Origin of the sequence: Enterococcus sp. AZ015, from assembly GCF_050499225.1 — a bacterium.
Classification (GTDB): domain Bacteria; phylum Bacillota; class Bacilli; order Lactobacillales; family Enterococcaceae; genus Enterococcus_D; species Enterococcus_D entomosocium.
Genome location: NZ_JBMHEX010000001.1, coordinates 1,407,966 through 1,427,611, shown reverse-complemented (window position 1 = coordinate 1,427,611; position 19,646 = coordinate 1,407,966). Strand labels below are relative to the sequence as shown.

Annotated in this window: 17 protein-coding genes; 6 read left to right on the top strand and 11 right to left on the bottom strand. The window is 43.1% G+C overall.

Going from position 1 to position 19,646, the window contains the following annotated elements; all coding sequences use genetic code 11:
• Window position 1: 1 nt before the first annotated feature.
• The 8 genes from IGK85_RS06665 to IGK85_RS06630 form a co-directional block, all read right to left on the bottom strand.
• A complete protein-coding gene (locus IGK85_RS06665) occupies window positions 2-1,594 on the bottom strand; it encodes a glycoside hydrolase family 43 protein (protein ID WP_008381509.1) in 1,593 nt (530 codons plus the stop codon).
• Window positions 1,591-2,037 carry a DUF4064 domain-containing protein gene (locus IGK85_RS06660; protein ID WP_008381512.1) on the bottom strand — a complete coding sequence of 149 codons (447 nt, stop codon included), beginning with the start codon at window positions 2,035-2,037 and terminating at the stop codon, window positions 1,591-1,593. The genes IGK85_RS06665 and IGK85_RS06660 overlap by 4 nt, the downstream gene beginning before the upstream one ends.
• Window positions 2,034-2,951 carry a pectinesterase family protein gene (locus IGK85_RS06655; RefSeq protein WP_429972204.1) on the bottom strand — a complete coding sequence of 306 codons (918 nt, stop codon included), beginning with the start codon at window positions 2,949-2,951 and terminating at the stop codon, window positions 2,034-2,036. The genes IGK85_RS06660 and IGK85_RS06655 overlap by 4 nt, the downstream gene beginning before the upstream one ends.
• Window positions 2,912-3,802 (bottom strand): dienelactone hydrolase family protein, encoded by an 891-nt coding sequence (locus tag IGK85_RS06650; protein WP_008381516.1) that lies wholly within the window; start codon window positions 3,800-3,802, stop codon window positions 2,912-2,914. Before IGK85_RS06650 ends, IGK85_RS06655 begins: the two co-directional genes overlap by 40 nt.
• A complete protein-coding gene (locus IGK85_RS06645; protein WP_008381518.1) occupies window positions 3,799-5,115 on the bottom strand; it encodes a glycoside hydrolase family 28 protein in 1,317 nt (438 codons plus the stop codon). Before IGK85_RS06645 ends, IGK85_RS06650 begins: the two co-directional genes overlap by 4 nt.
• Window positions 5,112-6,233, bottom strand: coding sequence for a glycoside hydrolase family 88/105 protein (locus IGK85_RS06640; RefSeq protein ID WP_008381520.1), 1,122 nt, complete (start codon window positions 6,231-6,233; stop codon window positions 5,112-5,114). The genes IGK85_RS06645 and IGK85_RS06640 overlap by 4 nt, the downstream gene beginning before the upstream one ends.
• Window positions 6,234-6,399: 166 nt before the next feature.
• Window positions 6,400-7,077 (bottom strand): YesL family protein, encoded by a 678-nt coding sequence (locus IGK85_RS06635; protein WP_008381523.1) that lies wholly within the window; start codon window positions 7,075-7,077, stop codon window positions 6,400-6,402.
• Window positions 7,078-7,092: 15 nt separating this feature from the next.
• A complete protein-coding gene (locus tag IGK85_RS06630; RefSeq protein WP_008381525.1) occupies window positions 7,093-8,061 on the bottom strand; it encodes an ABC transporter permease in 969 nt (322 codons plus the stop codon).
• A 259-nt stretch (window positions 8,062-8,320) separates the two neighbouring features.
• On the opposite strand from IGK85_RS06630, the gene IGK85_RS06625 reads away from it, so the two are divergent.
• Window positions 8,321-9,208, top strand: a complete 888-nt coding sequence (locus tag IGK85_RS06625; protein ID WP_008381527.1) for a carbohydrate ABC transporter permease — start codon at window positions 8,321-8,323, stop codon at window positions 9,206-9,208.
• Between the two features lie 62 nt (window positions 9,209-9,270).
• Here IGK85_RS06625 and IGK85_RS06620 read toward each other — a convergent pair whose 3' ends face one another.
• Window positions 9,271-11,484: an AraC family transcriptional regulator gene (locus IGK85_RS06620; protein ID WP_008381529.1), complete on the bottom strand. Its 2,214-nt coding sequence runs from the start codon at window positions 11,482-11,484 to the stop codon at window positions 9,271-9,273.
• Window positions 11,485-11,646: 162 nt separating this feature from the next.
• Here IGK85_RS06620 and IGK85_RS06615 point away from each other — a divergent pair, with 162 nt between their 5' ends.
• From IGK85_RS06615 to IGK85_RS06595, 5 genes are all read left to right on the top strand, one after another.
• Window positions 11,647-12,627, top strand: a complete 981-nt coding sequence (locus IGK85_RS06615; RefSeq protein WP_008381531.1) for a LacI family DNA-binding transcriptional regulator — start codon at window positions 11,647-11,649, stop codon at window positions 12,625-12,627.
• 70 nt (window positions 12,628-12,697) lie between these two features.
• Complete coding sequence (locus IGK85_RS06610) at window positions 12,698-14,101, top strand: tagaturonate reductase (RefSeq protein WP_008381533.1); 1,404 nt, start codon at window positions 12,698-12,700, stop codon at window positions 14,099-14,101.
• 12 nt (window positions 14,102-14,113) lie between these two features.
• Window positions 14,114-15,625, top strand: a complete 1,512-nt coding sequence (locus IGK85_RS06605) for a UxaA family hydrolase (RefSeq protein ID WP_008381535.1) — start codon at window positions 14,114-14,116, stop codon at window positions 15,623-15,625.
• Window positions 15,626-15,645: 20 nt separating this feature from the next.
• Window positions 15,646-17,070 carry a glucuronate isomerase gene (gene uxaC / locus IGK85_RS06600; protein WP_008381536.1) on the top strand — a complete coding sequence of 475 codons (1,425 nt, stop codon included), beginning with the start codon at window positions 15,646-15,648 and terminating at the stop codon, window positions 17,068-17,070.
• On the top strand, window positions 17,045-17,716 hold the full coding sequence (locus IGK85_RS06595; protein ID WP_008381539.1) for a rhamnogalacturonan acetylesterase: 672 nt from the start codon (window positions 17,045-17,047) through the stop codon (window positions 17,714-17,716). The genes uxaC and IGK85_RS06595 overlap by 26 nt, the downstream gene beginning before the upstream one ends.
• Window positions 17,717-17,974: 258 nt before the next feature.
• Here the strand turns inward: IGK85_RS06595 and IGK85_RS06590 are convergent, their stop codons facing one another.
• Both IGK85_RS06590 and kduI read right to left on the bottom strand, forming a co-directional pair.
• Window positions 17,975-18,781, bottom strand: a complete 807-nt coding sequence (locus tag IGK85_RS06590; RefSeq protein ID WP_005229917.1) for a gluconate 5-dehydrogenase — start codon at window positions 18,779-18,781, stop codon at window positions 17,975-17,977.
• Window positions 18,782-18,803: 22 nt separating this feature from the next.
• On the bottom strand, window positions 18,804-19,646 hold the full coding sequence (kduI, locus tag IGK85_RS06585) for a 5-dehydro-4-deoxy-D-glucuronate isomerase (protein WP_008381541.1): 843 nt from the start codon (window positions 19,644-19,646) through the stop codon (window positions 18,804-18,806).

The window sequence follows — 19,646 nt, the reverse complement described above, 5'->3', positions numbered from 1 at the left end:
GTTACCCTTCTTTCTCTATTTTTAGGGAATCATCATCGAGCGGATCTTTCCCTTGATACTTAAAGTACGTAAAATCGGCATAGCTTCCAGCAAAGTGATCTAGATCATGGGCACTGATTCCAATGAAATTCCCCGTAAAACCACCAGACAAGAACTGGATGTTTTGCTTTTTAAAGGGATGCCACGTTTGTGATTGCCGATAGAACCATTGGGCTTCTAGATAAGAACCGACTACTTTCAATCCAATCGGCTCACTTGCAGCAGCGAGGGGCAATTTATCTGGGAACAAGTGAAATTCTCCTTCACAACACCGCAGCAACCGAAGGACCTTGTCTTCTTTTTCATCATAGGTTACGTAGAAAAACAAATAGTTTTCTTCATTTAAGAAAAGCGACAATCCAGCCATCTGATTGAACGATTGGGGGTGGTATTCCATCACTGTTTCAGCTTCAAAACAAACGTCTTGTTGACGAATCGCCAATAAGTGCTTATGAAAGTTCGATTGCATCGATTCTCCGCCGATCAATCGCAAATACCCTGGTCGCTCACTCAGATTGCACCACTCTTCATTGGGCAGCAATCGCCTACCGTTCCATGCTTTTTGCAATGATCCTTTAAAATCATCCATAAAAACAGCAGGTGATGCCCTTTGCTTCTGAGCGTCGCTAGCGAGTCTGATGGTTTGATCTGGGATCGTATCATCATTGCTAAGACGCAGCCATCCTTCGTGATCCCAATAGACGGTTTGGAGTGCCGTCTCTCGTCCAAGGATCGCTGCCTCTTCTACTGGCCGAGTCATCAAATAGCTCATGACCCATTCTCCTGATGGTGCAATCGTCAAACTGCCATGACCTGTACATTGAAAAGGGGAATCTTCGCGCTGATAGGCACGCATCATGGGAAAATGCGGATCTACTTCATAAGGCCCAGTGATGGTTTTACTACGACAAACCGTTACCGCATGACCTGCACCCGTTCCTCCTTCTGCCGTCAGTAAGTAATAACACTCATTGTGGTAATAAAGATGCGGTGCTTCAGTCTTCGCCAGCTGGGTTCCAGAAAAAATTGGCACTCTGTCACCGATCAAGCGGCCTTGTACTTCAGAGTATTCTTGGAGCACGATCCCCACCGATTTATTTGGTGTATCCTTACGATAATCCCAAAGCGCATTCAATAACCAGATACGCCCCTCTTGATCATGAAACAAGGACGGATCAAAGCCACTACCATTTAAGTAAATAGGCTCACTCCATGGCCCATGAATCGTAGGAGCCGTGATGAGATAGTTTCGACAGTCTTTGAAGGGGCGTGTCGTGTTGCGAACATTTGTATAGACACAATAGTATTGTCCGTTTGCGTAACTGATTTGCGGTGCCCAAATGCTGCAATTTGCTGCGTTGCCTAATAAATTCACTTGATTGGTCAGAATATCTGTTTCATGGGACCAATTGACTAGATCTCGAGAACAGTAGACCCGAATTCCTGGCAACCACTCAAAGGAAGAAACCGCTAAATAATAAGTATCCTCGACTTTTAAAATACTCGGATCAGGATGAAACCCTCTTAAAATCGGATTATTGATCATTGACTTCATGCAACCCCTCCTTGTTTGCTGACTGTGTCCGTTGTTTTTTTGTTGTGTCGATCATCGCGATGGAGAAAACAAAAACCCGCCGCTAAAAAGAAACAAAAGGCAATCGGAAAAGCGATCATTTGACTACCAATCAATGTCACGACACCAGTCAAAAAATAAATAGCACAAGATTGCTTTCGATAATTACGATAGCGAACCAGCATCGTCGCCACTGAAACCAATATCAGGAGTGCCAACAGCGTGAAGCCAAACCAAGCACCGAGTGTTTGAAATTGCGCCAATGCTGCTTCTGCCGTCATTTGATTCAGTACAGTGGGAAACGCACGTTGAAAGATCTCTTCGAACTGCTGGACAGTCATTTGATTGATCGCCAAGGAAAAGCCGCCCATCAACACCAGAGCGAGAACCATCCCGATCCAGCCAGACCATTTTGCCTTGCTCATTTTTCTATCACTCCTTCGATAGCCACCCATTCAGGACGTTTGGGGCTTGATTGATAACAACACATTCGCTCCGTGAACGCGACCGTTTGGTGGTTTGCTGTTTTTCCCCAATCAGACCATCCGCAAGGGGCGAGCTGTTGATCAAAGCAGCAGGATAAAAAGGTTACTTTGGCTTCATTGCGCCAAGGGCGGCCTAGATAATAGGCTTTGTCCCCTGTCACCCGACACCGATCGAAGGTTAACCCGCTTGCTTGTTTGCTAGTTGAGGCAGCAGTAACGTAGTTCGTTTGTGGTGTATTTTTACAATGCAGGCGACACTCTTCAAAGGTGACGGAACCACCGCCAAAAATAAAATCGACTGTTCCACTGATCCTGCAATGCAAAAACAAACTCTGTTGTTGGTCAAAGATTGTTTTTCGCCAAGGACTGATCATTGGTTCGCCTTCTTTGGTATATTTTGGCAATGGACCCAGACACAAGGTATCTTGAAAAGCATCGAGATGACAGCGTTCGAAGCGAATGTCATCCCCTTCGATATAGACGGCAACTGCTTGCCCGACTGCTTGCCCATACCCTGCGTCATTGATGATGGTCAGGTTTTTTACAAAGACTTCTCGGCTATTGATAAAGAGCGTCGCTGTTTGAAAGGTTCCTCTTTTTTGCCCATTTTCATCGGTTTGCTCGGCAGCCAAGTGGTAGCATAAGAACGTGTGGGGTTCCGCGATCAACGTAAGCTGGTTTTTATAGATTTTCACCTGTTCTTGATACACGCCAGAGGCGATCGTGATCTCACAAGGTGCGTTTAAGGCTTCAGCAGCCAACACGGCTGCTTGGATACTCGTAAAATCACCCTTTTGCGGCTCTTTACTAACCTTTAGCTTGATAGGAGGTGTTGTTTTAGAAATTCGATCCACTGCGCTCTCATCTCCTTGGTTTCTTCATGACCACCTGGCAAGCAACACGCCTGCCAATGCTCCTTGTAGCCTATTGCTTCATAATGCTGCCCGACCTGCTGATCCAAACGAGCGACGCCGCTTGAGGGGCAGCCACGATCCTCTTTGCCAACCAAACTCAAACGCGGGCGTGGTGCGATCTGTTTTTGGATCGCCGCAGTCGTAAAGTCTTTCAACACATTAGGAACATAATAGTAAAACCCATGTTTGCTTAGACGGTCCTCTTTGATCAATGCTTGATAGTCCACTTGTGCTGCCATGTCCACCACCACTGATATCCGTTCATCTAGCGCTGCCAACCACCAGCTCATCAAGCCCCCCATAGAAAGTCCCAATGTGGCGATAGCGGAATGTTTCACTTCTTTACGGGAAGCAAGATAGGTTAAAAACTGTTGATTGTCATAGATTCGTTGTCCCCATAATGTTTTGCCTTGCAACAGAAACCGCTTGTAGCTATCATTCTCACCGTTTTTTCGTTCGCCAAAACCCCACATGTCGATCACTCCAACGGCGACGCCCAGCTTCATAAATGCAGCGAATAGGCTTTCTTTTTGCATATACGGCGGACTTTGTCGCAGTTCTTCTTTCCCCATCGTGAAGTCGCCGCCATGAGAATGATTGAACAAAACGAGTGGAACCGGTTGCTGAGAGCTAGGATAAGCAAAGTATGCAGGGACATCCTCTTCTTGATTTAATCGTAGAAGTAAATGTTCCAAGGTATAATTTTGCACCTGCTCTTTTGTTTGCTGAACCACTTGTGGTGCAACTTTCATATCAGGACCTAGCAGCTGAAGTAACTGAGGATCCCTCACAAAAAATCTCCTTGAAATCCCAGAGGCTGACGATTCTCAAATGACTGTGTGACGGTGATTTCCCGGCTATTCTCGATATGGAACGCTTCAGTTACACCTTCCAAATTGATACGATCAAACTGAATATTCCGTCCACAGCCAATATAAAAACCTTGTTTTGTCATCTCTTCGATACCTGTCATCATCGCAGGCTTTCCTGGAATTGGGTGCTCAGCCATAGAGACGGCAATATCTTGGAAAGTGATATCTGAAATAAATTGTTCAGCCAAGCCATAAACAAACCCAGCGGCCGCATGGACATTCCGAGCCGAGATATTTGCAAAATGAATTCTCCGGAAATGAGGGGTTTCCTCGGTGATCGGGTACGGATTTTTATCCCAAACATACTTTTCTTTGCCTTTCGGTCCACAGAAATAGTAAAGATTTAAAGTGAATGGACAGATGACATTATCCATCACAATGTTATTCACTCGAATATCTTCGATCGTTCCGCCACGTCCACGACGTGATTTCAAACGAATCCCACGATCGGTATCTTGAAAAATACAATTACTAATAGTGACATTACGAATATCGCCGCTCATCTCACTCCCTAGAACGACGGCCCCATGCCCATGAAGCATATGGCAATTTACGATCGTGATATTCTCACAAGCGACCCGTTCTTTAGTGTCCTCCGTTCCTGATTTGATGGCGATACAATCATCGCCAACATCGATATGACAGTTACTGATGCGGACATTTTTACAAGATTCAGGATCGATCCCATCTGTATTTGGCGAATCCGCTGGATTTTTGATGCGAAGATTATCGATCGTTAGATTTTGACAAAGAATCGGATTGACGGTCCAACTGGGTGAATCGACAAGACGGATATCTTTCAACGTAATTTGCTGGCAAGAGTCAAAACTGATTAATTTTGGTCGTGGATAAGCAAGCTGTTCACGATTTTCCCGAAAGGTCTTCCACCATCTTTGCCCTTGTCCATCAAGCATTCCTAGTCCTGTGACAGCGATATTTTCCGCATTCTCGGCATATAAACAAGAGGCATAAACTTCCCGTTTGACCCCTTCCCAGCGAGACACGACGACGGGATAGTCTTTGGGATCATCAGAAAATACTAAGGTCGCCCCCAATAGTAGGTGCAGTTCAATGTTACTTTTTAAAAAGAGCGCACCCGTCGGATAGCGTCCTGCTGAAAAAGTGATTCTGCCTCCTCCTTGTTGATGCAATTCATCAATTTTTTCTTGAATCGCTTCTGTCAACAGACCTTCTTTTCCTTGTAAATCAGCTGTAGTCAATTGGATATTCATTTCTTGCTTCCTTCCTCCGTTAATGGTTGCAGCAGTAAACTCGCTTGTAAAAAGGCACCGTATCCTTTGAAATCATTCGTGATAACGGGTTCACTGATATAGTAAACAAACGTACCATCCCGATTATCTGGTCCACCAAGACCAGCAACTTCACAGTTTCTGATCAGATTCAACCAACCTTCTTTTGTTAAAAAGACAAACTCATCCAGCAATCCTTGATAGGTCTCTTGGGCAAACACTTGCCATTTTTGATCGATGATCCCTGCTTTGACCGCTTTCGCTGTTGCGTAACAAATCATTGAAGAAGCGGATGCTTCTAAATAATTCCCACGCTCCCTGCCTTTATCTAAGACTTGATACCACACTTTTTTCTGGGGATCTCTTACTTTAGCAAGAGCTTCTAGACAGGAGACAAACATGTTTTCTAATGGATTCTTCAGCTCTGATTCCCCTAATAGCACCATCGTATCTGTGAGAGCCATCATGAACCATCCCATTGATCGTCCCCAGAAATTTTTTGAACAACCGGTCTCAGGATCTGCCCACGGCTGGACTTTTTGTTCATCCCACGCGTGATACAAAAGACCCGTTTTTGGATCTAGGTTATGCGTAAAGCATAAGGTGAATTGCTTGATTACATCTGCCAATGCTTCTTCTTTCTCAAATGTCAGTGCGTATTCTGTCAAAAATGGGGCCCCCATATATAAGCCATCTAACCACATTTGATATGGATAGATTTTTTTATGCCAGAACCCGCCTTCGCTTGTTCTTGGCATCTGCTGTAATTGTTGATACAGCGTGTCCAAGGCGATCTTGTATTTTGAAGCACCTGTTTCTTTGTATAGTAAGAATAAACATTTGCCATTATTGATGTAATCGATATTCATCGCATCCATCTGATAGTTTTTGATACAACCGTCTTCGTCAATATAAACATCCATCGTGTTTTGGATATAGTCGAAATAGCGTTTATCACCAGTTTGCTCATAGGCTTCTTTCACGCCTTGTAAAACGACCCCGATGTCATAGGACCATTTTCCGTGATAAATTTTTTCTTTGCATAAGTAGTCATAGCGCTCAAATAATGTGTTCAAAGCAATTTCCGAATAGTTCTTCATGTACGATACTTCCTTTTATTGTAGTCTCCTCAATTCATAGAGCTGTTTCAATGAATCCGTTTTACTGGCTGTATTTCATGAGGGTTCAACTTGTTTTGCTATTTTTCAGGTGTTTTCTAGTGACCGTTTTGTTCACGGACCAGTAAAAGTCTTTGAGCCGTTTTCTTTAGATAATGACCTCATCTCCTTTACTGGCAACGGTTTGCTCCGTAGTCGATGCCGTTTTTGAAACCACCTGATCTGTTTCAATTGGGTGGATATCTTGAAGAATTTTTTTACCAGCAAGGGCAAAAACACCACCAACTAAGCTGCTCCCCATCAAAATGAGTCCGATCAAGAAATAGCTGCCAATAACTAAATAGCCAACGATCAAAATCGACCAACTAATGATCGAATAATGCAGATAGCCTAAACCTAACAACGCACTCCCTCGCAGGATCTCAAACACGGTCACAAAGTTAGTGGCTGCCATGACGGTATACACGTGCATGAATAGAAAGAGAAACGCAATCAAAAAGAGGACATTCGCTACTTGGATAAACCATGGAAATGGCGCAAATATATTGGTGATCACGATTGCTGCAATGATCAGAAACAACCAACTGATCAGCACCGATTGTCGGAACCGTTCTTTACTATAGTAGAAAAAACTTTTGATCAAAGGCGGTCGTTCGTGAAGACGAAGCCAGCGATCATAATATTTCATCATGGCATACGAGGCTGGTCCGATTCCCAAAAAGATTCCCCCCAGAAGTGTCACACTTAGCCAAAGAAAATGAAGGGCGATCAGGGTCAAAAACGCGGTTAGCCCATCGTTGATTTTCGTGATTTTCTCAATCGTCATATGATCCCCTCTTTCTTAATAGATACCATCTTCCCCAATTTTTTTCGCCAAACGATTCGCAAAGACAACGAGGATCAAACCTACAAGACCTTTAAACAGCCCAACAGCTGTCGAGTAACTCAATTGACCATTTTGAATCCCGGCGGTATAGACAAAGGTATCAAAGATTTGGGCAACCTCACGGTTCATTGAGTTCATTAATAGGAACATATGCTCAAAGCCCATATCTAAGATCGAACCGATTTTTAAAATCATTAAGGTCACAATCGTCGGACGAATACACGGCAACGTGATGTGCCACATTTTACGTAGTTTGCCAGCCCCATCCATATCCGCAGCTTCATAAAGCTGTTCATCAACATTGGTAATAGCGGCTAGATAGACGATCGTCCCCCAACCGGCACCTTTCCAAAGATCTTGGAAAATGTACATTGGACGTAGCCAAGTACGGCTAGTTAAGAATGGGATACGTTCCCCACCAAGACTTTCGATCATGTTATTGATCACACCGCCTTCAGTCGTCAACAGGACGTAGAAGATTGAAACTACGATCACCCACGACATAAAATGAGGCAAATAAATAATCGTCTGGATACTTTTTTTCAAGCGACGGTTATTTACTTCATTTAACATAAGCGCCAATAAAATAGGAAAAGGGAAGGAAATCGTGATATTTAAGAAAAACATGATCAGCGTGTTGCGCATCAACATCACAAAAGTATCTTCAGTAAAGAGCCGAATAAAATGAGTAAACCCAACAAAGGGACTGCCTAAGATCCCTAAGAATGGCTGGTAGTCTTGAAAAGCGATGACTAAACCGCCCATTGGAATGTAACGAAAGATAATAAAATATAAAATACCTGGCAATACCATAATATAGAGCGCACGATTTTTTCTGATTTGCGCCCATTTTTTCTTTTTCAACCGCAGTCGCTGTTCTTCTTCAGTAAGTGGTGAGAAGTAATTATCAACTTTTGTTTCCATACTTGTTCCTCCGAGTTTTTTTGATTTGATAGTCCCATGGTAGCGTGTAAGAAAGATAACGTATATAATCATTTTCTCAGCATTGGAAAGGCATACATTTTTTAGGATTATTTCTCGGTCGAATTGGAAAACCATTGATTTATCAACGTTTGTCATGATTGTGATTTTTTTAACATGTAAAAGTGATTATATACGTTGTCCCCGCCTCATGATACGTTGGAAATACCTATTTAAGTAAAAAAAGATGGAGGTTTTTCCTATGCAACAAACCCTAAAAAAAACGAACCGCCCGAAGAGTGAACGGGTTGTTCAAGGATTTATTATCGGTTTTCTACTACTCTTTACCTTAATGTGTCTCTTGCCTTTTCTGAACATTCTCGGAAGCTCCTTTGCTTCTTCTTCTGAGATTGCGACACGAACATTTATCATTATCCCACGTGAATTTAGCTTAAATGCTTACCGGTATATTCTCTCGACTCCCACGATTTTTACGAGTATTGGTGTTTCCCTTTTTGTGACCATCGTCGGAACGGTTCTTTCAATGATCTTGACCTCTTTTATGGCCTATGCTCTTTCAAGAAAATATTTGCATGGACGTGGCATCTTCAATTTTATTGTCGTATTTACGATGTTGTTTAGCGGAGGGATGATCCCAAGTTTTATTTTGGTACAAAGCCTCGGCTTGATCGATTCTCTCTGGGCACTGATCTTACCGAGCGCCATCAGTGCATATAATATGATCATTATGAGAAACTTTTTCCAAGGGATTCCTGATAGTTTAGAGGAATCAGCAAAAATGGATGGTTGCTCTGATTGGGGCGTCTTTTTCCGTATCATCTTACCTCTTTCCTTACCATCGATTGCGACGATCTCTTTGTTCTACGCTGTTAGTTATTGGAATACTTATCAATCAGCGATTTTGTACATCAATGATTCAGCGAAATGGCCGATCCAAGTGCTCCTTCGACAAATCGTGATTGTCTCCAGCGGGATGAACGCCGATGCCGCTAGTGTCGATGTTGTCCCCCCAGCACAATCCGTGAAAATGGCCGTGATCGTCGTTGCGACTTTGCCAATGTTGATCGCCTATCCATTTGTCCAGAAGTATTTCGTGAAAGGTGCCATGGTTGGTTCCGTCAAAGGGTAACCAACAGGCAGCAAAGAAAAAAAGCGTTTTTTGATCAACGATCAAAAAACGCTTTTTTTCTTTTAATCTTTGGATCGTTTGCGATACTCTCCGGGTGTCATCTGTTCTTTCTTTTTGAAAAAGCGGATGAAGTTTTGAGAGTTGGTATATTGTAGGTTGGCGGCGATTTCTTTGATGGTCAAATCGGTTTCTCTTAACCACTTTTTCGCGACTTGCAATCGATAGTTTTGTAAGTAATCGGCAAAATTGATGGATAATTCCTTTTTAAACACATTACTTAAGTAATTGGCATTATAATGCAACTGTTCAGCAATGCTATCTAAGGAGAGATCTTGGTCGTATTGTTGGTGTACGATCAAGACCATCTTTTCAGACAAGGAGCGAATTTCTCGATCTGTTTTGGCTTGTGTCGTTTCAACGATAGGTAAAACTAACTCTTGATAGATGATTTGCTCAACTTTGAACAAACTGGTTTGGTTGAGCACGGATTGATAGACTTTACGACTATTCTGCAAGCTAGTATGATCTGCTCCTAGGAGTTGCCCTAACTGAACGATACTGTTGATCAACTTAAACAAGGCACTTTCAATCGTCAACGGATTTTTGTTTTCATGAATGATTTCCCGTACGACTTCTGTGTAACTCGTTTTGATGGTCGTTAGATCCCCACTACGCATTGCATCCAAAAAGGTGCTTTCTGCTTCTCTAGGGTACTGAACGATCGCATTATTGTCTAATTGTGCCGCAATGTCGTCAAAAAAGATAATGACTTCTTCCCCTAAATTCATTCGATAGTGCAAGGCTTCTTTAGCGTTATCAACCGCTAATTTGGTTTCTACGAGGCGGTCGTAGGATTGTGAGACCCCACAACTTATTTTGATTTTCAAGTAATCTTTTGCCGCTTGATGGATTTTTTGACAATAGGTCAATACTTGTTTTTGGTCAACTGATTCAGGAAGCTTTAAAATTGTTCCTTGGGTTTCTTGACTGGAGATGATTGGCTGAAAACGCAAATTCGCCGGAATGATTTCAGAAACGAGATTCTCGATGGCAAGCAAGAATATATCAATAGTCGCTGTTTCTCGTCCACACAAATCATCGATTTGAATCAGTAATACGGCATAGTGTTCCGTTTCGGATACTTCATACCCAAATTGTGACAGTTTTAAGTGACTATCTGCTTCTGAGATACAGCCGCGAAACAAGTTTAATAAAAACAAGGATTCTAACTCGGGCTTTTGGTGTTCAACTTTGACGGCGAGATCGTGGTTTTGATGTAAGACCTGGTCGATATCGGAAATCAACTGATTGACTTCTAATTTCTGACCTTGTTTTTTGGGCTTTAAAAGCTCACCGATCCGATTGATGGGTGAGGTAGCCACGATCGCAATGCGATAGGATACTAATAAAAAGAGGATGATCAAAAGACTGCCAATCACGATCAAACCGCTTCTTAATTCACGGATTGCTTGCGAAACACTGGCAGGTGCCAGACGGATCACATGATACCACTGATTGTAATCCGATTGTGTGACCACATACTTATTGTTTTCTTTGTCAGTGAAGATACCATCGTCGTGGGCAGCTGCGATCATTGTTTCGTGTAAGTCAGAATTGATCACTTCACCATTATCGAAAAGCAGTTGTCCGTCCGCATGAAAAATATTCAAAAAGGAATCGTCATGATCTGCCACCAACTGCGCAATGGTATGGTCTTGGATTTCAGCGATCCCCAAAGCAGTGGTTTCCTGTCGAAACACAGGCAACGTCATCACCATTTTTAAATAGCCATCTTCTGGCAACCAATACAAGTAGCGTTGGTTGTCGATCAACGCTTGAAAAGCAGCGAATTCAGTATCATCGATCTGTTTTAAGGAGCCTTCTTCGATTTTCCAATGCTGATTCAAATTCACCAATTGGTAGCTGGCGTTTTCGATTCCCATCACACCAATGTAAGCCAGTTGCGAATTGATCTCGCGCACTTGTCGATAATTCGTCACGGAAAACGGCTGTTCCATCGTATCGGAAAAGCTTTGCGTGCTGCTATATGTAGAAAAGGCATACTCCACCATCTGAATTTTTTGATCCAGATTTTCTTTGACTTGGTTGACCAAATTATGTTGACTTTGCAAAAACGTTTCTTGAATGTTTTGATACGTTCGATGATAAATGACCCCACTAAACCCAATGGTTAAAGCGCTACCAATTAGAAAAATCAAAATAAATATTTTATAAAACAAGTTGGATGTTTGATGATAGCTTAAAAAGAATTTCATAGACTCCCTCCCATTACCTAACTATCTTCTTTTATACTAGCACATCCCAGAAAAAGTTCCTATGTTATTTTGAAAAATGTTTCACGTGTGCATCCTTGGTGTATTGACATTCTCGTGGGAACAAGCTATGCTTGAATCAAGCAAAAAGGAAGAAGGTTTTCTATGGTCACGATCAAAGATATCGCCAAAGTCGCTGGTGTTTCACATACAACTGTTTCTCGTGCGCTAAACGATAGCCCATTAATTAAGCCAGAAACAAAAAAGAAGATCGCAGCCATCGCTGAATCTTTACATTATGTGCCCAATGTCAATGCCAAAAGTCTGGTGAATCAAAAATCCTATATCATTGGTCTTTATTTTTCTCATCTATCCATTGGTACTTCCGATAGCTTTTTAGTCGAAGTGATCAAAGGAATCAGTGATACCCTACCATCCGAATATACTTTGGCGGTTCATGAATTATTGCAATCCGATACATTTGATGAAGAGCCGAATCGCCTAGATGGAGCGATCGTGATGAGTCAAAGCGATCGTGATGACGGCTTTATCGCTGCTCTTTCAAAGAAAAACATTCCCATCGTCGTTTTGAATCGTCAATTGCAGGATGCAACCTTGATGAATGTCACTAGTAATGATGCCCAAGGGGTCTATCAAATGATCGCCTATGTGCTTGAACAAGGCTTTCGAAAGATCGCCATGATCGAAGGGATCGCTTCCTTTGGCTCCGCTAGAGAGCGCCGCAAAGGATTTATGAAAGCGATTCAAGAGAAGCAGCTTGTCTGCCCGAAAGAATACTTCGTAGCTGGCGACTACTCGTTGGAAAGTGGTCAGCTGGGTGCCCAGCAACTACTCGCTTTACCTGAACCACCTGAAGTGATTTTTTGCGCCAATGATGATATGGCGATCGGGGCGATCAATGCCTGTCATCAAGCAGGACGAAAGATCCCAGAGGAGATCGGTATCATCGGTTTTGATGATAGTTCTTTTTCTCCCTATACGTATCCCCCTTTAACAACGATCCGCAAACCAGTCTATGAAATGAGTCAATTGGCAGCAACTCTGCTGTTGCAAGCATTTGCCAATCAAGTAGTTGAGAAACAACATTTCTTTGATACCTCGTTAATCATTCGTCAATCGCTGTAAGCCTCTTGTTTTCAAGAGCGCTTACGCAAAAATGTTAACGTGTGCATAACTATTTTTTAAGGAGGATTCTATGAAAAAAATTACCGAACAACCCCATCAAACCTATCCAGCCCGAGTGATTCAATTCGGGGAAGGCAATTTTATGCGGGGCTTTTTTAACTGGCAGCTGCAGCAAATGAACAAACAAGGGCTTTTTAATGGCAGTGCCGTTGTGGTACAGCCGATTGATCACGGCTTGAAAGAGCTGTTGGCACAACAAGAAAATCTCTACACCGTTATCTTAGAAGGACTTGTCGATGGCGCTTTATCTCAAACATTTGAAGTCGTCTCCACCATTGATCAAGTGCTGAATCCTTATCAGCAATGGGAAGACTATCTTGCTTTAGCCGAAGATGAGCAACTCGAGATCATCGTTTCTAATACGACGGAAGCAGGTATTGCGTTTCACCCAGAGGATACCTTACACGATACCCCTCCCCACAGTTTCCCTGCAAAACTGACCGCTCTTTTGTATCGTCGTTTTCAACGACAAAAACCGGGATTTTTGATCATTCCTTGTGAATTAATCGATCGGAATGGGGAAAAACTAAAAGAGATCGTCTTACAATATGCCGCATTATGGTCTTTGGAGTCAGACTTCGTCAACTGGTTAGAAAAAGAAAACACCTTCTGCTGCAGCTTAGTCGATCGGATCGTTCCAGGATATCCTCGCGATAAAGTGGCACAATACCAAGAGATTCTTGGCTATGAGGATGCCGTAATGGTCACTGCGGAACCCTTTATGCTATGGGTGATCGAAGGAAACGGCGTAGCCGAAAAGCTCCCTTTGCAAGAAGCTGGGTTGAATGTGATCGTGACAGAAGATATGACTCCTTACCGTGAACAAAAAGTACATTTATTAAATGGTCCTCATACGGCGATGGTTCCCCTCGGTCTTTTAGCGGGTTTAGAAACCGTTGAAGAAGTAATGAACGAGCGTGAATTTGCAGCCTTTTTGGATGGTCTTTTTCAGAAAGAGTTGATTCCAATGCTTGATTTGCCTAAAGCGCAGCTTGCAGCTTATGCGGACCAAATCAAAGAGCGCTTCAGAAATCCTTATGTGAAGCATCAGCTACAATCGATCGCTTTAAATAGCGTCTCAAAATTCCGTGCGCGTCTTCAACCAGTCTTAACTCGTTATGTCCAACAAAACCAGCAGGTACCAAAACGAATCACTGCCGCACTGGCAGGGTTGCTGACTTTCTATCTCACACGACCCTTTCAAGATGATGAGCTAGTGACAACCATATTTCAGCAAGTGAAACAATTACCAGCAGAAGAACAGATCGCAGCTCTATTAAAAAATGAGCAACTTTGGCATGCAGACCTGAGCTTTATGACAGAGACAATCAATGAAATGTGCGCATGTCTAAAACAAGACGGACCCCGCCAGTTACTTGCGTCGATTGACACCCCTGAGCCAAATTTGAAATAAAGGAGAATCTTTATGTCCAGCACATTAACAGAAACACCCGCACAACTATTGAAATTGCACCCTAAAGACAATGTCGCAGTCGCATTAAAACCACTAGCTGCTAAAACGACCCTTGCATTTGAAGGTCAAACGATCACCCTTTTTGAGGATATTCCACAAGGACACAAAATCGCCCTCAAAGACCTAGCACAATCACAAGACGTGATCAAATATGGCTATCCCATTGGACATCTCTTAACTGACGTGAAAACTGGCCAATGGTTGCATACCCACAATGTCAAAACCAACCTTTCTGGTACCTTAGCATACACCTATGCCCCCGATTTGCATCCCGTCCGTTATCCAAAAAGGGCTGCGACGTTCCAAGGGTATCGACGGGCAAATGGCAAAGTTGGGATTCGTAATGATTTACTGATCGTGCCAACAGTTGGTTGTATCAATGGCATCGCAGAGATCATTGTTGAAAACTTCAAGAAGAATCATCCAAATCTTGGCACTTTTGATCATATTACGATCCTTAAACATCCCTACGGCTGCTCCCAGTTAGGCCAAGATCATCAAAACACCCGTCAAATTTTAATTGATGCGGTGCATCATCCAAATGCCGGTGGCGTCTTGGTCTTTGGCTTAGGTTGTGAGAACAACACCGTTCCCGAGTTTAAGAAAAACCTGGGTGACTACGATCCAAAGCGCGTCAAATTTATGGTGGCACAGGAAAGTGACGATGAAATTGCGGTCGGCGAAAGCTTATTAGAAGAATTACTGGAAGCAGCAAAAGAGGATCAACGAGAAGCCGTTCCCTTGAGTGAGCTAAAGATCGGGTTAAAATGTGGGGGTTCTGACGGGTTTTCTGGGATCACCGCCAACCCTTTGTTAGGGGCATTTTCTGACTTTTTAGTTTCTCAAGGTGGCAGCACGGTCTTGACGGAAGTACCCGAAATGTTTGGCGCTGAACAAGTCTTGATGGCGCGTGCACAAGATGAAGCAACCTTTGAAAAAATCCTCCATCTAATCAACGACTTTAAAGATTATTTTCTTGCTTACGGTGAACCAGTCTATGAAAATCCTTCTCCTGGCAATAAGGCAGGCGGTATCACTACGCTAGAAGATAAGTCATTAGGCTGTACCCAAAAATCTGGGACTTCCGCTGTGGTCGATGTCTTAAAATATGGGGAGAAACTCCGAAAGCCAGGCTTGAGCCTGCTGGAAGGTCCTGGAAACGACCTTGTTGCCGCTTCTGCACTGGCTTCTGCCGATTGCCAACTCGTCTTATTTACCACTGGTCGGGGCACGCCATTTGGTGCCTATGTGCCGACCATGAAAGTTGCCACGAATCAAGAGATTTATCATAAGAAACCCCACTGGATGGATTTCAACGCTGGTCGCTTGTTGGAAGAGCCGATGGAGGTCGTGCTGGAAGACTTTATTCAAGCGATCATCGATACTGCCAGTGGAAAACCGACTCGTAATGAAGCCAACAACGTTCGTGAGATCGCCATCTTTAAAAATGGTGTGACACTATAACCAAAGAAAAGAGGTTCGACATGTTTTTAAATGAAAACTATTTACTGCCAAATGAAATTGCTCAAACCCTTTACCATGAATATGCCAAAGATCTGCCGATCATTGATTACCACTGCCACTTAGACCCGAAAGAAATCTATGAGGATCGGCCCTTTAAAACTATCACCGAGGCATGGCTAAGTGGCGATCATTACAAGTGGCGATTGATGCGCGCTTGTGGCGTACCCGAAGAAGCGATTACGGGCAATGCCAGTGATTATGAAAAATTTTTGGCATGGTGTCAAACAGTGCCAAAATTGGTGGGAAATCCCCTTTACAGTTGGACCCATTTAGAGTTAAAGCGATTTTTTGCGATCGATCTTCCCGTTACTGAAGAAAATGCCGAAACTTTGTGGAGGCTATGCAACGAAAAATTGCAGCAAAAAGACTTTACCCGAAGAGCTTTGATTGCTCGCAGTAAAGTCGAGATCGTTTGCACCACAGATGATCCAGTCGATGATCTTCACTATCATCACCAATTAAGCCAAACAGAGCAACGTTTTCGGGTCTTGCCGACCTTTCGACCTGACAAAGCGTTACAAATCGACCATCCGAATTTTCTTACCTATGTTACCAAACTCGAAAAGAGTGTCGAAAACGCGATCACTACCTACGATGCTTTCTTGACAGCCTTGCGGGACCGTGTAAGCTATTTTCACCAGCATCACTGCCGCTTGTCTGACCATGCGCTGGATACTTTAGTGTATGCTACAGACGAACAGTTATCCCTTGAAGCAATTTTTGCCAAAGCATTAGCTGGAGAATCTTTGGAGGAAAAAGAAGTCTCGTTCTTCAAAACCAATGTTCTAGTTGAACTGATGCAGCTGTATCACGAACATGGTTGGACGATGCAACTGCATGTCCATGCGTACCGTAACTGCAACCAACGAATGTTTGAGCGCTTGGGACCAGATACTGGCTACGATGGCATCAATGATCAACCACTGACTCAAAACTTGCAGAAATTATTGAACGCTGCTGATGCGCAAGACCATTTGCCTCAAACGATTCTCTACTCCTTAAATCCCAATGACTATGATGCACTCGTCGCTTTGATGGGGTGCTTCCAGCAAGAAGGCAATAATAAATTGCAGTTAGGATCTGGTTGGTGGTATAACGACACCCGCGCAGGCATGCGTCACCAATTGACGAAATTCGCAGACGGCAGTGTGATCTTTAACTTTGTCGGCATGCTGACGGATTCAAGAAGCTTTCTGTCTTACACCCGTCATGAATATTTCCGACGCGTCTTTTGTGAATGGCTTGCTGAGATCGTTGTACGTGGTGAAGCACCTGCTGATCTTCGTCAGCTAAAACCATTAGTAGAAAATGTCTGTTATCAAAACGCCAAAAACTACTTCAAATTTCAGGAGAAAGACAATGGAAAAAATCGTCATCGTCGGTGATTCCACCGCATCGATCAAAGAGCCTAGCGCTCGTCCAGAAACGGGCTGGGGAGAAAAAATCTCACGGTATCTACCCCAGCATCAAATCGTCAACTTGGCAAAAAATGGGCGTTCCTCCAAGAGCTTCATTGAAGAAGGACGCTTGTTGCAGGCAGAAAAAGAACTACATGCTGGTGATTATCTCTTGATTCAATTTGGACACAATGATCAAAAAACAGATAGTCGCGGCACGACACCTGTTGAATATCAGCATAATTTAGCAACCTACGTGCAAACGGCACGCCAGCAGCAAGCGACACCGATCCTATTGACCTCGATCACTCGTTTGCATTACGTGGACCAACAACAACTTGATCCTTTGGCAGTCGGTCCTTACCCAGAAGCAATGCGTGCTTTGGCTACCTCCTTGGATGTGGTCTGTCTGGATCTTTTTGCCGCAACACAACGGTTCTTTTCAGCGCTGGAACCACAACAGGCGAAAACCTATTTTCTTCATTTAGAAAAAAATCAGCACCCCAATTATCCAGCCGGCATTACGGATAACACGCATTTAAATGACCAGGGTGCTACAGCCGTTGCCAAATTAGTTGCAGAATGTTTGAAAAATTCTCCATTACCGCTTGCACAACAAGTTTTGTTAGATTGAAACTCATTGTTCGTGTTTAATCTTCCCCTAACATAAATACGCTACCTGATTTTAAAAAGAGCAACTCAAGCAAAACGCTGCGAAGAACATTTTCCTTCACAGCGTTTTGCTTTTCCTTCTTTTTAAAAGATTTGTTTGCAATTGCTTTGCTTCAACCCATTTATCGCCAAGCTACCTTTTAAAGCCCTGCATTTATTAGGTGTTGCACCATAAAAATGGGAACGATTGCAATCGTCCCCATCCTTACTACTGATTGTTTTATTCAGGTTGTTTCCCGATATACGCCAAGATACCGCCATCTACATATAAGACATGGCCATTGACAAAGTTTGATGCCTCAGAAGCTAAGAAAACAGTTGGTCCTGCTAAATCTTCTGGCTCACCCCAACGGGCAGCAGGTGTTTTCGCTACGATAAATTGATCAAAGGGGTGACGAGAACCGTCTGGTTGGATCTCTCGTAATGGTGCAGTTTGCGGTGTTGCAATATAACCAGGTCCGATCCCATTACATTGGATGTTTGCTGAACCAAATTCGGCACAAATGTTTTTCGTCAACATTTTCAAGCCGCCTTTAGCCGCTGCGTATCCAGCTACCGTTTCTCTTCCCAATTCACTCATCATTGAGCAAATGTTGATGATTTTTCCATGTCCTTTTTTGATCATTGACGGTAAGACTGCTTTTGAAACGATAAATGGAGCGTTCAAGTCCACGTCAACGACTTGGCGGAAGTCTTCAGCAGACATCTCCAACATCGGGATTCGTTTGATGATCCCAGCATTATTGACTAAGATATCGATCACGCCAACTTCTTCTTCAATCTGCTTGACCATTTCGTTGACTGCTTTTTCATCCGTTACATCGCAGACATAACCGTGGGCTTCGATCCCTGCTTCACGATAGTTTGCTAATCCTTTATCCACTGATTCTTGATCCAAGTTGTTAAAAACGATCGTTGCTCCTGCTGCTGCTAGTGACCGAGCGATCGTAAAACCGATCCCATAGACAGCGCCTGTCACTAATGCGATCTTACCATCTAAACGAAATTGATCCATTGAAAAATCCATAATTGATAAACCCTCTTTCTTTTTATTTTAAGTCGTCCATTGCCACCATATCCATGTCGGTATAGGTGATATTTTCGCCACACATTGCCCAGATAAAGGAGTAGTTACTTGTTCCAACACCCGAATGGATCGACCAGCTTGGAGAAATAACGGCTTGTTCTCCACTAACGACTAAATGCTTCGTTTCATCTGGTTTGCCCATCATATGGAACACTTTTGTGTCTTCGTTGGCAAAATCAAAATACACATATGCTTCCATCCGACGTTCATGGGTATGACTTGGCATCGTATTCCAAGCACTGCCTGGTTCTAAGATCGTATACCCCATTTGTAATTGACAGCTTTCGCAAACGTTTGGGTGAATATATTGATAAATTTTCCGTTCATTTAATGTCAAGCCTTCGCCAGTCTCCATTGGTGTGACTTGATCAATACTGATTTTTACATTTGGGTATTTCTTATGTGCTGGCACGCAAGATAGATAGAATTTCGCTGGATTTGCTGGATCATCTGAGTGGAACAAGACTTGTTTGGTTTCCTTGCCGATATAGTAGCCGTCTTGTTTTTTCATTGGTTCTTTTTGGCCATCGATCGTGATCGCACCAGGTCCTCCAATATTGATGACGCCTAATTCGCGACGTTCTAAGAAGTATTCCACCCCTAATTCGCTGCTTAATTGCACTTCTAACGCTTCTTCTGTCGGTGTCACTCCGCCAAAGATCATCCGATCATTGTGGGTATAGGTCAGCATGATTTGTCCTGGTGTGAAAATTTTTTCTACCAAAAATTCTCTGCGTAATTCCTCGGTACTATAGTGACGAATATCAAGTGGACTATGGGTATAGCGTGTTTCCATGTGTTGCAT